The sequence below is a fragment of the Sporomusaceae bacterium ACPt genome, from assembly GCA_041428575.1.
In the GTDB taxonomy this organism is placed as follows: domain Bacteria; phylum Bacillota; class Negativicutes; order Sporomusales; family Sporomusaceae; genus Sporomusa_D; species Sporomusa_D carbonis.
Window position 1 is genome coordinate 763,207 of record CP155570.1, and the last position, 14,642, is coordinate 777,848.

Consider the following 14,642-nt stretch of genomic DNA (forward strand, 5'->3'; position numbering starts at 1 on the left):
CAGCCGGAGGCAGGTTAGATTTTGTATTGACAAAAATGATAATCCTGTGATATCTTCTTATTAATCTATATAGTATCCAATAAAGATTTACAGGCGTGTTGTTAGTATAAGCGTAAGTCAAGCGCCAGCGGTGGAGCGTTACTAACAACACGCCTAGAAAAAAATCTTTATTGGATTTCATATATATTATAAATACCTAGGCTGATTAGACAGACTAAAGGCCAAGGAATTGCCCTTATGCAGGGTGATTCTTGGTCTTTTCTTTTTTTCAAAAAGGAATTACCTGAGAATTTGACGTTTAACATTCTGATTTTTTTGTAATGGAAAACAACATTATACATGGTTTTTTAGGGGGTAAACATGAACTTTGACCGTATAGCCGAGTATCGTAAGACTTTTCCGTCGAAGCAACAAGTTATCGGGCAAACACCTGATCAAGGTGTCCGCGATATGCTGCAGCATTTAGACCAAGCGGGCATTGACACCGCATTTGACAGGTTTGACGCGCAAAAACCCCATTGTGCCTTCGGTTTAGCGGGAACATGCTGCCGGATATGCAATATGGGGCCGTGTAAGATTACCGAAAAAAGTCCCAAAGGTGTTTGCGGTGCAGATGCCAATGTTATTGTTGCCCGTAATATATTGCGCTGGGTGGCCGCCGGGGTGGCAGCACATGGGGCCCGGGGGCGGGAAGTTTTACTGACGCTTAAAAAAGCCGCCAGCGGGGACATCAATTTGCCGTTGCTGGGATCGGAAAAGATTGTAGCAACTGCCAAGGCGTTTGGTATATACGCCGAGGATAAATCTATCTCACAACTGGCGGAGCAGCTTGCCGATCTGCTGCTTGAGGATATGTCCCGCACCGTGCCTGCCACGCACCGGACGATTGCCGCTATGGCTCCGCCGGAACGGATCGAGACGTGGTCCCGGCTCGACATCATCCCGGTGAGTTCATACCATGAAGTGTTTGAAGCCTTACACCGCACAGGAACGGGGACAGACGGAGACTGGGAGAACTTAATGAAACAACTGCTCCGCTGCGGGCTGGCTTTTTCCTGGAACAGTGTGGTGGGGCCGTCAATTGCTGCCGATTGTTTGTATGGTCCTCCCAAACGCAGTCAAATTGAGACCAATTTTGCCTCCATTAAACAAGAGTATGTAAACATCGCCTTGCATGGCCACTCACCCGTGCTGCCTTCGGCCTTAGTGCAGGCCAGCCGGGATCCTGAACTGATTGAAATGGCCAAAGCACATGGTGCTGCAGGTATCCGCCTCTATGGCATCTGTTGCTCCGGCTTATCCTCGCTCTACCGCTATGGCGAAGTACATCCTCTGAGTAATGCGCTCGGAGCTGAGCTCATTATGGGGACAGGGGCACTTGACGCCTGGGTGGCAGATTTGCAGGACATTTATCCGGCCATTATGGATGTAGCTGCCTGTTTTCATACCAAAGTCATAACTACCAGCGACTCTTGCCGTCTGCCCGGGGCTGTCCACATCGCTTTCGACCACCAACACGCCAATATGGACCAAGTGATTCACCAAGCCGGAGAAATTGTCAAAATGGCTATCCAAAATTATCCCAGGCGGCACAACCAAAATATATATGTACCCAGTGTCAGCATTGAAGCCGAAGTTGGGTTTTCTATTGAAAATATAGCAGAATCGTTTGGTGGTTTGGACAAGCTTGCGGAACACGTTAAGAGTGGCAAGATCAAAGGAATTGTTAATCTTGTCGGTTGTAACAATCCGAAAGTTGTCTATGAACAAGCCATCGTGCAAGTAGCCGACATTTTGCTGGCCAACGACATCATTATCCTGACTAACGGCTGTGCATCATTCCCTTTGCTCAAGCTTGGATATTGCAGCCGGAAAGCGCTGGCTAAAGCGGGTTCCGGTCTGAACGAGATTTTACGTGCCGGCAATCTCCCCCCTGTCTGGCACATGGGTGAATGTCTGGATAACGCCCGGGCTTCCGGCTTATTCCGGGCACTTGCCGATAAGAGCGGCCAGCCGATAAAAAACATGCCGGTTGCTTTCGCCAGCCCGGAATGGTCGAATGAAAAAGGTGTGGGAGCTGCGTTGAGTTTTCGGTTGATGGGGGTTAATTCCTATCATTGCATACCAGCGCCTGTGCTAGGCTCTGATAAAGTGGCAGACTTCTTTGCGAAAGATACCCAGGACTTGCTTGGTTCTGTTATGGTGGTGCTGCCTGAGCCAAAAGCATTAGGAGAGAAAATTGTCAAAGATATTGAGCACAAAAGGAATGTATTGGGCTGGAATAACTAAGGACAATATGGAGGTATAGCAGTGAATCGAAGAGATTTTATCAAGAAAAGTATTTGCGCGGCCGTTGGCCTTGCCGGCGGCTTGAGCCTGGCGGGGTGCTGGAGCACACAACAAACTGGTGTGAATTCTTCCCAGTCGAAAGCTAAGCCCACGATAAAAATAGGGTATCTACCAATTACTGACCATCTTACCATGATTGCCCACGGACAAACCGAGTTCCGCCTATTGGCACTCGAACCGGTCAAATTTTCTAACTGGGCGGAATTGGCGGAAGCTCTTAAGGGCGGTGCGATTCACGGCGCATTTGCCCTTACGCCAATTGGCATGAGCCTTAAACAAAAAGGGGTACCGGTTAAAGCTGTATTCCTGGGGCATCGCAACGGCTCGGTGCTGACTGCTAAAAATGGTCCTGGACTTACGAAAATTGAGGATTTACGGGGAAAGACCATCGCCATTCCCAGCCGGTTTTCCACTCATAATATCCTCATTCATAAAGTGTTAACGGAAAAAGGGATTAATCCCAACTCAGACGTAAAGCTGCTGGATATGGCGCCGCCTGAAATGGTCAACGCCCTATCAACCGGTAAAGTTGACGCCTTTATTGTCGCCGAACCTTTTGGTGGACAGGCTGAGATGCAAAAAGTAGGCAAGGTATTGGTTTTGAGCAAAGATATTTGGCACGATCACATGTGCTGCGTCCTTAATGTTCAAGAAGAGTTAATTCAAAAAAATCCGGAAGCAGTGGAAGAGTTGGTCGGCGGGTTAGCTAAAGCGGCTAATTTCATTGACGCTAATCCTCAGGAAGCGGCCAAATTATCACTAAAATACCTTGGGCAGAAACAAGAAGTGATTGAATACGTATTGACTAACCCCAAGGGGAGAATTACCTTCGCCAACTTAGTTCCCAATCTCCAGGATTTTGCCGTTACCCAAGACTATCTGGTGCAATTCGGTATTACCAAAGATAAAATTGATTTAGTCCAGTATATCGACGACCGGTTTGCGAAAAAAGCCTTTGGAGCGTGACTTCAACTATGCAAAAAACTACGTGTAATAATAGGAGTGCGGTACTGCCTTGGCTGGCTATTGCAGCCTTTCTCGGACTTTGGCAGTTGGGCGCCGGCTATTACACGCCTGAGCAACTGCCAGGTCCCGCCAAAGTATTGCTTGGGCTTAGGGAATTAGTTGATACCGGCGTGTTATGGGAACACATTCAAGTCAGTTTAACCAGGTTTGCCATTTCTTACAGTCTGGCATTAATCACCGCTATCCCGCTGGGGCTGATTCTGGGATGGCACACCTATTCACTCCAGGCTTTGGGGCCTGTCATCCAAATCTTGCGCCCAATTTCGCCGATAGCCTGGTTTCCGCTGGCGGTTCTCTGGTTTGGCGTTGGTAATGCCCCCGCGATATTTATCATCTTTTTGTCAGCGTTTTTTCCTGTGCTGCTATCAACAATCAGTGCGGTCAGGAAAGTTGACCCCGTATATTTGAAGGTTGCCCGCAATTTCGGCATTAGCAGAACAATGATGTTTACCCGGGTAGTCATACCGGCCGCTTTTCCGTATATAATGATTGGGTTACATATTGCTATCGGTGTTGCGTGGATACATTTAGTGGCCGGTGAGATGTTAGGTGCTCAATCGGGGCTTGGCTATTTGATCGTTGATTCCCGCAATTTCCTCCGTACCGACTGGATTATTGGCGGTATGCTGATTGTCGGTATTATGGGGCTGTTGATTAATACCGTCATAGGCTGGGCTGAGCGCAGGATTAATCGTAAATGGGGAGTCAGCTAAGAGAGGTGAGAACTTGGCAAAAATCGCAATAAAAAATTTACACAAGAGTTTTCAGGACGCACAGGGCAACCAGCTCGATGTATTGACAGATATTACCATAACGGTCGCGGCCGGAGAATTTTTGTGTTTGCTCGGACCTAGCGGCTGTGGCAAAACGACTTTGATGAATCTGATGGCCGGATTTGAACAAGCTACTAAGGGCAGCTTAACAATTGACGATAGGCCGGTTACCGGCCCCAACCCCAAGCATATCACCATTTTTCAGGACTACGGACTGTTTCCCTGGCGGAATGTTTTGGGCAATGTCGTCTTTGGCCTGGAAGCCAAGGGAATACGCGGTGCCGCTGCCAGAAAAAAGGCTGAAGAGTATTTGGAATTGGTCGGGTTGTCACAGTTTGCCGGCAGTTTCCCAAGTCAGCTCTCAGGCGGGATGAAGCAACGGGTGGCGATAGCCAGGGCACTTGCTGTCGAACCGGATATCATTTTTATGGATGAACCGTTTGCGGCACTTGATGCCTTTACTCGGTACCGGCTGCAGGATGAAGTACTCAGAATCTGGCTGGAAAAGAAACCGACAATTATATTTGTTACCCATGACATTGACGAGGCTGTGTATCTGTCGCAGCGGGTTGCGATTATGTCACCTAATCCAGGCCGGATCAAAAAAATTATTGAGATTAAATTACCACGACCGTGTGACCGGGGTGATGCCGGCCTTATCGCGTATCGTCGGCAAGTTTTCCGGGAATTTGAGTTAATTCATGAAGCTGGCAGTGACTTTGCTATATAATTTATGGAGGCGCGTATGGCACAAATCAATGAAAAATTAGCAAGTTTGTTAGACATTTTAAAAGAAATGGATACTGTGGCAGTAGGTTTTTCCGGCGGGGTTGACAGCAGCTTTTTGGCGGCTGCGGCCCAGCGGGCGCTCGGGGACAAGGCAGTAGCCGTTACCGCTTATTCTGAAACACTGCCGGAATCGGAGCGGCAGGAGGCAATAGCTATTGCCCGGCAAATCGGCATTCGCCATGTGCTTCTTCATATCAGCGAACTGGAAAGCGCAGAATTTGTGGCAAATACCGCTGACCGTTGCTATTACTGCAAACGCGAGCGGTTTTCGGCATTGAAAAAATGGGCTGATACCCAAGGAATTGCCTGGGTGCTCGAAGGTTCAAACGCTGATGATACCTCAGATTATCGCCCTGGTATGCGGGCTATTGACGAACTTTCCGGTGTGCGCAGCCCGCTCTTGGAGGCCGGTCTGACTAAAGACGAAATCCGGGAGTTGTCCAAGGAATGGGGCGTTCCGACCTGGAATAAGGCCAGTGCGGCCTGTTTATCCTCCCGGGTTGCCTATGGCTTACCGGTTACAGCTGAACGGCTTAAGCAAATTGAACAAGCCGAAGAGTTTCTTAAACAATTTTGTACCGGGCAGGTGCGGGTCCGTCACCATGACCGGTTGGCCCGTATCGAAGTTTCCCAGGCAGATATCCCGGTATTAGCACAGCCGGATAAAGCAGTATTAATCAGCGAAAAACTGCGCCAACTGGGTTTTGCGTATGTTACGCTTGATTTATCGGGGTACCGTACAGGCAGTATGAACGCTGTCTTGAACTTGAAAAACAATCAATAATCACCGGTCAAACGCCGATTTCGATTTCCAATAATTACAAGGTATAACACCGGTTGTTACGCAGATACTATGAGTGTAAAGGGTCGGTAATGGTCGAGCCAAGATTGGTGTCGGATATCTTATGGTGTTCGGCATCAGTCGGCCAAAGATTGGCGTCGGGTCGCAAGGCTCGGCGTTAGTCGGCGGGAAGACTGGCATGGGTCTTGAAAGGCTGTACGGCAGCCCAACTGTTGCCGTATGGTCCCAAGGGATTTATGTCGGTCGAGCTAAGACAGTTATGGGTTGTGAATGATACGGGTCGTTTGCAGTCGGGAGATTGCAGGCGGTTCAGTAGCTATCTATGGCTGTCGAGCAAAGGTTTGCATCGGTTGTGTAATGCTTGCGGGTAGGCGAAAGTCTGCGCATAGGTATGTAATGATCGGTGTAGGCTGTAGCGTAGATCATTGCAGGCTCTTTACCTTCAAAAAAATTTTCAGCCACTCAGCAGCTTGAGTGGCTTCTGCTTTATACTGTGTACATACTGCTTCTGGCTAATAATTGGTATATTTTGCTGACAAGACCATGAGGAGGAAACTTCATGAAAAATAAGTGCCACAGGAGTATCAAAAGACGATATAAAAAGATTGCTGCCGCATTAGCGAGTGCCGCAGTTATGGCAGCGGCGCTTATACCCGGTATCCCTGCCGCTATGCACCCCGCCGCTAAGCCTGCACCTGACGACGCTCCTGTTGCTGCTCAAGAGGCTCCGCCGCCACCGGAACCGGAGCAGCAACCCACGCCGGCGGCTCCACCGGAAGCAGATGCAAAACAGGTACTTGATATTAAGGCAACGGCATATGCGCCAGGACCTCATGATAATGACCAATGGGGCGACAAAACATACTTAGGCACACAAATCAGGCCTGGTGTCATTGCCGTCGACCCAAGGATTATTCCCCTCGGCTCGCACGTGCTTATAAAATATCCTGATGGTAGTAAAGAGTACGCGGTAGCTGAAGATACCGGCGGTGCGATCAAAGGCCATCGAATTGATGTTGCGAAATGGACAGTAAGAGAAGCCCAAAAATTTGGCATTAAACCGGTAAAGGTCTATGTGCTAAAGCATGCGCCGGCATCGCAAGTCCGGTATGATAAATAATGAAGGTTACGAATTCTACCAAATTCGTAACCTTCATTATTTTATGCTATAAATACGACTCTGTTTTTTACGCCCATTCTTGACCGGTCGCAAGGACGGAAAACAGCCTGCCAGGTGAGTGAAGAATAGAATATTACTTGTAAATATTTCCTTAAATGATATAATTACCTCTAGATACTAAAACACTACCGGTTTATCAGGGGGTGAATGCAGGGGTTGCCCTGTGTTATATGAAACTTAATGTCAACTATAAGATTCTTACACTTGATGTAAATAACTTTGGGACAACAAGCAGAATCCATCCAGTTTTAATTTGGGATGGTGACGGCGCCACTCTCGTTGATGCCGGATACCCCGGCCAATTTGAGCCGCTAAGAAAAGCGGTGGAGCAGGAAGATGTTCCGTTTACGCACATTCGGCGTGTCATTATCACACACCAGGACTGGGACCATATCGGCACATTGCCTGATATCCTCAGAACTCTGGGCAGTAAAGTGGAGATATATGCTCACTCCCAAGAGAAACCGTATCTTGAAGGCAGCATTCCCTACATAAAAACAACTCCGGAACGAATTGCTGCCAGGCTTCGGTCCCTTCCTGAGAATATGCGGGCAAAAGCAGCAGCAGTGTTTGCCGGTATTCCCACCGCTCGGGTACACCGGACAATTGCCGATGGGGAAATACTGCCTTTTCACGGCGGATTACAGGTAATACATACTCCCGGGCATACTCCGGGGCATGTGTGCCTGTTATTGAAATCTCACCGCTTGCTTATCGCCGGTGATCAATTGCGTGTTGAACAAGGTTTTTTGGTAGGGCCGGCCGAAGAGTACACACCCGATATGGTAACAGCACTAGCCTCACTGAAAAAGCTGGTTGGTATGGATATTGACGGCGTAAGCTGTTATCACGGCGGTTTTTTCGGACCAAATGCCTCAGAACGTATCGCTGAACTTGCCGCCGCAGGCAATTCCCATTCATCTAATTTTTAAGACATTACTATCCCGATATATTTGCAAGAGTGCAATTGACAGTATTCAGCGTTAAATGGTATATTTAAGAAAAAAATATGCAGCTGATCAGAAAACTGAAGGCTAAGGAGCGGTTCCCTACGGAGCCGTACCTTGGCCTTTTTTACATTATCAGAAAGTATACCACTTTCTGATAAGTAAGAACGACTAAGGCTTCTGCCGGCGTCCTGAGGGACTTGGCGCAAACCAGTCTTTTCTATCTGCGTGGAGGAACTAAAAGCAAATTATAGCTACAAGGGAGGAGTGGAATGACTTTAAAATTCATAAGTTCTTCATAATTGTATGCTAAAATCAATGTAAAACTATAAAGCAACCGCAGGTACAGAAAGGAGAATGAAAAATGAACATGACCCATTATATGGAACTCTTGGCGGTGAACCAGCCTTGGAATCTCATTATTTATATGGTGATTCCGGTCGCGTTGGCAGAAGCCTTAGTAGCTACCGAATTCTTTGTAGTGTTTAACCGGGCGCAGGCCGGGACGCTACGCACTCTAAACAAATGGCTGGGTATTATTCTCGGTTTCTATTTCCTCGGCATATTTTTAAATCTGATGATAACCGCAGTGCCGAACATTGCTTGGCGCGGAGCCGCGGATATTTTGGCAGTCGGTTCGTATTTAAGCGGTGTCATTCCGCTTATGGGCATAGCTCTCCTGGAACTTGGTGTTATTGGCAAGGACAAGAAGGAAGACGAAAAACTAAAACTGCATTTTATCCTGCTCACAGTATTCTTGATAGTTGCTCATATTGCCATGGTATTCGGTATGGTCGATCCGGCTATCATGGGCTGGAACCCAGGTGGAGCACCTGCCCCGTTACATCACGGACATAGCCAGTAAAATAGGACAAAGAAGCCGAGATTGCCACACTGCGTTCATTCCGCGTCATTGGGAAAGAACGTGAAGCAATCTCACTTCTTTTTATTGACGCCGTGTCGAAAACCATATATTATGAGGTCAAAAGGAACACCTGCTTTTGGAATATTAGGAAAGGCAGTGAGACGATGACTGATACTAGAAACATTCCGGCATTAATTAATAAAGCTGAAACAACCCATGACCTTACTAAGGCCGAGATTGTCACTCTGCTAACAGACACTCATTACCAAGCAGAGCTTTTTGCTGCTGCCGACCGGGTCAGGCAAAAGTATGTTGGTGATGAAGTTCATTTGCGCGGCCTGATCGAGTTTTCTAACATCTGCAAGCAAAACTGCCTGTATTGTGGCCTCAGGCGTGATAATAAGCAAGTCCGCCGTTACCGCCTGGAACCGGATGTTATCATTGATTTTGCTGTTAAGGCCCAATCTTACGGCTACCGCACAGTTGTGCTGCAATCAGGTGAAGATGAGTGTTTTGATGTTGATAAAATGGTCTATATAATCAAAAAAATTAAAGACCTTGACATGGCCATAACACTTAGTGTAGGCGAAAAGTCGCGGGAGGTTTACAGACAGTACCGTGAAGCCGGGGCTGACCGGTATCTTTTGAGAATTGAGACCACTGATAAGGAACTTTACGAACGGCTGGACCCAGGCATGAGTTGGGATAACCGGGTGCGGTGCCTAAATGATTTAAAAGAATTGGGCTATGAACTGGGGACCGGCTGCATGGTTGGGATTCCGGGACAAACGATCGAATCATTGGCCGACGACGTTCTCTTTTTTAAAAAGATAGATGCCGATATGATTGGAATAGGGCCGTTTATTCCTAATCCGGATACACCGCTTGCCGGAGAGTCCGGAGGTACGTTTGAACTGAGTACCAAGGTTATGGCCATGACCCGTCTGTTGCTGCCGGACATTAATATTCCGGCCACAACGGCTATGGAGTCACTTAATCCCCAGGGCCGGGTACTGGCCCTGCAGCGTGGCGCTAATGTTGTTATGCCGAACGTTACCGAAGGCGAGTATCGCCAGATGTACTTACTTTATCCAGGTAAAATCTGTATCAACGATACTCCGGCCCACTGCCGGTCTTGTATTACCGGCAAAATTCAAAGTATTGGCCGGAGAGTATCGGAAACGCATGGCTACCGGGCCAGACGTGCCCAACAGTCATAACGAAAGGAAGCATGCGGATGAGTAAATGCAATACTGCCAACGCAGCCACTAAGCATATTACAGATGAAGTTCTTGCCCTTATTGAGCAATCGGTGCAGGATATTAGCTTTGGCTCGATTACTTTAGTAATTCAGGATTCGCGGGTAATTCAGATCGAAAAACTGGAGAAAATTCGAATTTGCGATCAATTACCCAAAGCAGTGGTCAAAACAACTGCAGTGGCATCTATGCCTGGTGTTCGGACAAGGGTTTTGCAGTCAGTGAGTGGTATGGAGTACGGCAAAGTAGTTATCCAAATTCAAGCTGGACAGATTATGCAGGTGGAAAGAACTGAAAAGTACCGCGTAGGTAAACTTACCGGCCTCAACGGCGACGGAATATAAATAATATCATTTCATTTCGAAAAGGAAAAGAAAAAGCGGGTGGCTGAGAAATATTTCTTAGCCGCCCAATTTTTACTATTAAAAAAGGTGCCTGGTAACAAAAGTAAAACAAAAGTACTTGCATAATGGATATATAATTATGTATTGACAATAAACATGTAAAGGTATATAGTGTATTTTGTGTATAAAATATTTAATATTCCTCGGGAAGTATACATTTCAACAAAACTCCTTATTCTGACAAAGTAGAGGCAGAAGGAGGGGCGAGGAAGAACAGAAGGGACGGGAGAAAAACATGCGGAAGAAGTTACTCGCAATGGCCGTAGGTGTTGTGCTTATGGCCGGCGCACTGGCCGGATGTGGCAGCAGCGCCAAACAGGAAACAAATGAAATTAAAATCGGTGGTAATTTTGAGCTAACCGGAAGTGTTGCTAATTACGGCAAACAAGCGGTGAACGGTATTCAGTTAGCCTTTAAACAGGCCAATGCAAATGGCGGTGTTCTGGGTAAACAATTGACCCTGGTTTTGGCTGACAACAAGTCGGAGCCTGCAGAAGCAACTAATGCCATAACTAAGCTGATAACCCAGGATAAGGTAGTGGCGGTTTTGGGACCTGCGGCAAGTTCGAATGTTCTGGCTACATTACAAGTAGCGCAAGATAATAAGATTCCGGTAATTACCCCAACCGGAACTAATGAAAAAATTACTTTTGATAATGGACAAACTCGCCCGTATGCGTTTAGGTCTTGCTTTATTGACCCGCTGCAAGGTACCATTATGGCTAACTTTGCCAGCAACTCGCTGAAAGCAAAAACAGCAGTTATTTATGTTGATAATAGCTCTGACTATTCCAAGGGTCTTGCGCAATCCTTTGAAGCTGTTTTTGTAAAAAACGGCGGACAAGTATTGTCTAAGGAAGCCTTTTTGCAGAAGGACCAAGACTTCAAGGCTACCTTAACCAAAATTAAGGCTATCAATCCTGATGTGGTATTTCTACCTGCTTATTACGAGGAAGTAGGCAAGATTGTTAAACAGGCGCGCGAAATGGGCATAACTGCTCCATTCCTCGGTACCGATGGCTGGGATGATCCCAAAGTTGTGGAAATTGCCGGCGCTCCGGCGCTAAATAATACCTTCTTTAGTAATCATTACTCATCTCAGGACAAAGATCCTAATGTTGTTAAATTCATTGAAGCCTACAAAAAGGAATATAATCAAGAACCCAGCGCTTTGGCCGCTTTGGGTTATGATGCCGGACTGGTACTGATTGATGCCATCAAGAGAGCCAATAGCACTGACCCTGCGAAAATCCGTGAAGCGTTAGAGCAAACGAAAAATCTTCAGGTGAGCACGGGGACGATAACCATTGACGCTAAGCATAACCCGATAAAAAGTGCTGTTGTAATCGAACTGAAAAACGGCCAGCAAGTGTTTAAGGAAAAAATTACTCCCTGATTTTGAAACGGCAAAACCGGGATAACGACAGTCACAGGAATGTTAATCATTTTTTTATTAATTAGCTGAAACTGGTTGACAGATGGGTGGCTGCATGCTATTATCTATCTAAGATATAAATATTTTTGCCGACCGGAAAACCGGAGGCAATCGGCGGCTGTACAGCCTCGATTGCCTCTTTTTGTTTTCGTGGCCCTAATAAAATACTTATTTACAAAAAATGGTTAAAAATATTATTAATCAATATGAGGGGATGGGATAATATGGCTAAAATTTATGGAAACTTGACCGAGTTGATCGGTAACACACCGTTGCTGGAGTTGAAAAACTATGCCGGTACTAAAGAACTTGGCGGCAAAGTTATTGCCAAACTTGAATATTTTAATCCGCTGGGCAGCGTCAAAGACCGTATTGGTTATGCTATGATTAAAGACGCCGAAGATAAGGGACTTATCAATAAGGACACTGTAATTATCGAACCGACCAGCGGTAATACAGGTGTTGGTTTAGCATTTGTCGCTGCTGCCCGCGGTTATCGGCTGATTTTAACTATGCCGGAAACGATGAGCATTGAGCGCCGCAAGCTGCTTAAAGCTCTGGGGGCACAGCTTGAGCTTACTCCAGGCGCTAAAGGCATGAAGGGAGCTATTGAACGGGCGGAGGAACTGGTGGCAACAACTCCCAATGCTTGGATTCCGCAACAGTTTAAAAATCCGGCCAACCCGGAAATTCACCGCAAAACGACTGCTGAAGAAATCTGGCAGGATACTGACGGCCAAGTTGATATTGTTGTGGGCGGCGTAGGTACCGGCGGTACTATTACCGGTATTGGGGAAGTCCTTAAGCAACGTAAGCCGGCAGTGAAAGTTGTGGCTGTTGAGCCTGCGGACTCGCCGGTGCTCTCGGGCGGTAATCCTGGCCCTCATAAAATTCAAGGTATCGGCGCTGGCTTTGTGCCTGATGTACTCAACCGCGAAATTCTTGATGAGATTATCAAAGTGCAGGGCGAAGACGCCTACCAGGCGGCGAGGGATGTTGCCAAAGCTGAAGGTTTGCTTGTCGGTATCTCCAGCGGCGCTGCGCTCTATGCCGCTACTGAGCTGGCTAAACGTCCGGAAAACAAGGGGAAAAATATCGTAGTTATTCTGCCTGACACTGGTGAACGGTATCTGTCAACTCCTCTGTACGGAGAAGAATAGGAGTACAGATAACAGCCACTGCGCTGGGGCTTGATGTTGTCGAAAGCCGGGTGGTTAAGGAATTCTAAAAACAAAACGGCGACATTCCCTTCCTGCAGGTGGAAACCGATTATTCCCAGGGCGATGTGGAACAAATTGAAACCAGAGTACAGGCTTTCCTGGAAATGATGGGTTAAAAACTGTCAAAAGTCAATCAATAGATCTTGACAATTAATTTCTGGTAAGTTATGATTTTATCCATACAATAGCATATACTAAACTCTTATCCAGAGAGGTCGAGGGACTGGCCCGATGACACCCGGCAACCGGCGCATGACGCAGTGGTGCTAATTCCAGCAGGAATGGATATTCCTGGGAGATGAGAGGGATTAGGAACATAAATATGCCCCCTCTAAATGAGGGGGTTTTTGGTTGTATTGTTGTATTAAGGAGGGATGTCTATGGTTGTTACTTTTTTTCCCGGCTTCAAGTGGCGCCCGCATATTAAGCTGGCCCAGGTAGCCAGTCCGGAAAATCCGTTTGAGTTACTATTAGGCGGCTCATTAACAGAAGTTACAGTAGCCTATGAAACTTACGGCAAGCTGTCTGATGACCGCGATAACGTTATCCTGGTCACTCACGCGCTAACCGGTGACAGCCATCCGGCAAGCCATGACCCGTATGACGAGCAGGGCTGGTGGGAGCCGTTAATCGGGCCGGGAAGGCCGATTGACACTAATCGGTTTTATGTTATTTGCGCCAATGTACTGGGTGGGTGCCAGGGTACGACCGGTCCGGCTTCGCTTAACCCGGCCACTGGTAAACCGTATGGAATGAGGTTTCCCGAGGTGACGATCCGTGATATGGTGCGGGTGCAAAAAAGGCTGTTAGATACTCTTGGCATTCACCGGCTGGCAATGGTTGTCGGCGGCTCAATGGGCGGTATGCAGGCGCTGGAGTGGGCAGTTACGTATCCAGCGCATATGGACGCTGTTATCATTATTGCCGCTCCGGGCTATTCGTCACCGCAGGCCATTGCCTACAACCGGGTTGGCCGTCAGGTTATAATGGGTGATCCGGGCTGGCAGAACGGCGACTATTACGGCGGCCCGGGACCTGAGAACGGCTTGGCTACCGCCCGGGCCCTCGGCATGATTACTTATCAGAGCGAACTGTCCATGGCCTGTAAATTTGGCCGCCGGACGCGCAATGGCCAGTTTGAAATCGAAAATTATCTGGATTATCAGGGGGCTAATCTGGTAAAACGGTTTGACGCCAACTCGTATCTATATCTGCTAAGGGCGCTTGACCTTTATGACATTGGCGCAGGTTATGCCTCATATGAGGCGGCGTTGTCCCGGATTGAAGCCAGAGTGCTGGTGGTCGGGGTAAGTTCAGATATATTGTATCCACCGTATCAACAGGAAGAGCTGGCTGAAACTATGCGCCGGGTAGGCGTACGTACCGAATTTGCCATTATCCAAAGTCCTCACGGCCATGACGGTTTTTTAATAGATTTTCACTTGCTCCGTCCTATACTGACTCGATTTATCAATACCGCGCTGCCGGAGTCTGCAACGTTGCCGCTTGGGCAGTGGACCATGTTCCGGGCAGCTAATCTGGCTTATCTGGGTGCCCGCCTGGTACCGGGAATTCAGCTTAAGGAGGCGTAAC

Annotated in this window: 15 protein-coding genes and 1 riboswitch; all 15 genes read left to right on the top strand. The window is 47.5% G+C overall.

All coding sequences use genetic code 11. The annotated features are described in order from the left end of the window. The first annotated feature begins 360 nt into the window (after positions 1-360). Positions 361-2,289 (top strand): anaerobic carbon-monoxide dehydrogenase catalytic subunit, encoded by a 1,929-nt coding sequence (gene cooS / locus SCACP_RS03705; protein ID WP_425060074.1) that lies wholly within the window; start codon positions 361-363, stop codon positions 2,287-2,289. A 21-nt stretch (positions 2,290-2,310) separates the two neighbouring features. Beyond that, entirely contained in the window at positions 2,311-3,315 is a 1,005-nt protein-coding gene (locus SCACP_RS03710; RefSeq protein ID WP_425060075.1) for an ABC transporter substrate-binding protein, read from the top strand. Between the two features lie 8 nt (positions 3,316-3,323). After that, positions 3,324-4,088: an ABC transporter permease gene (locus SCACP_RS03715; protein ID WP_425060076.1), complete on the top strand. Its 765-nt coding sequence runs from the start codon at positions 3,324-3,326 to the stop codon at positions 4,086-4,088. A gap of 13 nt (positions 4,089-4,101) precedes the next feature. Further along, positions 4,102-4,878 carry an ABC transporter ATP-binding protein gene (locus SCACP_RS03720; protein WP_425060077.1) on the top strand — a complete coding sequence of 259 codons (777 nt, stop codon included), beginning with the start codon at positions 4,102-4,104 and terminating at the stop codon, positions 4,876-4,878. A gap of 15 nt (positions 4,879-4,893) precedes the next feature. Next, positions 4,894-5,721 carry an ATP-dependent sacrificial sulfur transferase LarE gene (larE, locus tag SCACP_RS03725; RefSeq protein ID WP_425060078.1) on the top strand — a complete coding sequence of 276 codons (828 nt, stop codon included), beginning with the start codon at positions 4,894-4,896 and terminating at the stop codon, positions 5,719-5,721. Between the two features lie 121 nt (positions 5,722-5,842). Continuing rightward, positions 5,843-6,013 (top strand): hypothetical protein, encoded by a 171-nt coding sequence (locus tag SCACP_RS03730; RefSeq protein ID WP_425060079.1) that lies wholly within the window; start codon positions 5,843-5,845, stop codon positions 6,011-6,013. Between the two features lie 285 nt (positions 6,014-6,298). Then, positions 6,299-6,859 (top strand): 3D domain-containing protein, encoded by a 561-nt coding sequence (locus tag SCACP_RS03735; RefSeq protein ID WP_425060080.1) that lies wholly within the window; start codon positions 6,299-6,301, stop codon positions 6,857-6,859. Positions 6,860-7,089: 230 nt separating this feature from the next. Continuing rightward, on the top strand, positions 7,090-7,851 hold the full coding sequence (locus SCACP_RS03740; protein ID WP_425060081.1) for an MBL fold metallo-hydrolase: 762 nt from the start codon (positions 7,090-7,092) through the stop codon (positions 7,849-7,851). A 379-nt stretch (positions 7,852-8,230) separates the two neighbouring features. Then, complete coding sequence (locus SCACP_RS03745; RefSeq protein ID WP_425060082.1) at positions 8,231-8,731, top strand: DUF6803 family protein; 501 nt, start codon at positions 8,231-8,233, stop codon at positions 8,729-8,731. A 164-nt stretch (positions 8,732-8,895) separates the two neighbouring features. Then, positions 8,896-9,951, top strand: a complete 1,056-nt coding sequence (gene hydE / locus SCACP_RS03750) for a [FeFe] hydrogenase H-cluster radical SAM maturase HydE (RefSeq protein ID WP_425060083.1) — start codon at positions 8,896-8,898, stop codon at positions 9,949-9,951. A 17-nt stretch (positions 9,952-9,968) separates the two neighbouring features. Beyond that, positions 9,969-10,334, top strand: coding sequence for a DUF2292 domain-containing protein (locus tag SCACP_RS03755; protein WP_425060084.1), 366 nt, complete (start codon positions 9,969-9,971; stop codon positions 10,332-10,334). Positions 10,335-10,629: 295 nt separating this feature from the next. Further along, the gene (locus SCACP_RS03760; RefSeq protein WP_425060085.1) at positions 10,630-11,790 is read left to right on the top strand and encodes an ABC transporter substrate-binding protein; all 1,161 of its coding nucleotides are present in this window, start codon (positions 10,630-10,632) and stop codon (positions 11,788-11,790) included. Between the two features lie 263 nt (positions 11,791-12,053). Then, positions 12,054-12,989, top strand: a complete 936-nt coding sequence (gene cysK, locus SCACP_RS03765) for a cysteine synthase A (protein WP_425060086.1) — start codon at positions 12,054-12,056, stop codon at positions 12,987-12,989. Positions 12,990-13,081: 92 nt separating this feature from the next. After that, the gene (locus tag SCACP_RS03770) at positions 13,082-13,165 is read left to right on the top strand and encodes a 2-hydroxyacyl-CoA dehydratase (RefSeq protein ID WP_425061314.1); all 84 of its coding nucleotides are present in this window, start codon (positions 13,082-13,084) and stop codon (positions 13,163-13,165) included. Positions 13,166-13,248: 83 nt separating this feature from the next. Beyond that, a riboswitch (SAM riboswitch) is annotated at positions 13,249-13,354 on the top strand. A 75-nt stretch (positions 13,355-13,429) separates the two neighbouring features. Beyond that, positions 13,430-14,641 carry a homoserine O-acetyltransferase MetX gene (metX, locus tag SCACP_RS03775; RefSeq protein WP_425060087.1) on the top strand — a complete coding sequence of 404 codons (1,212 nt, stop codon included), beginning with the start codon at positions 13,430-13,432 and terminating at the stop codon, positions 14,639-14,641. Position 14,642: the final 1 nt, after the last annotated feature.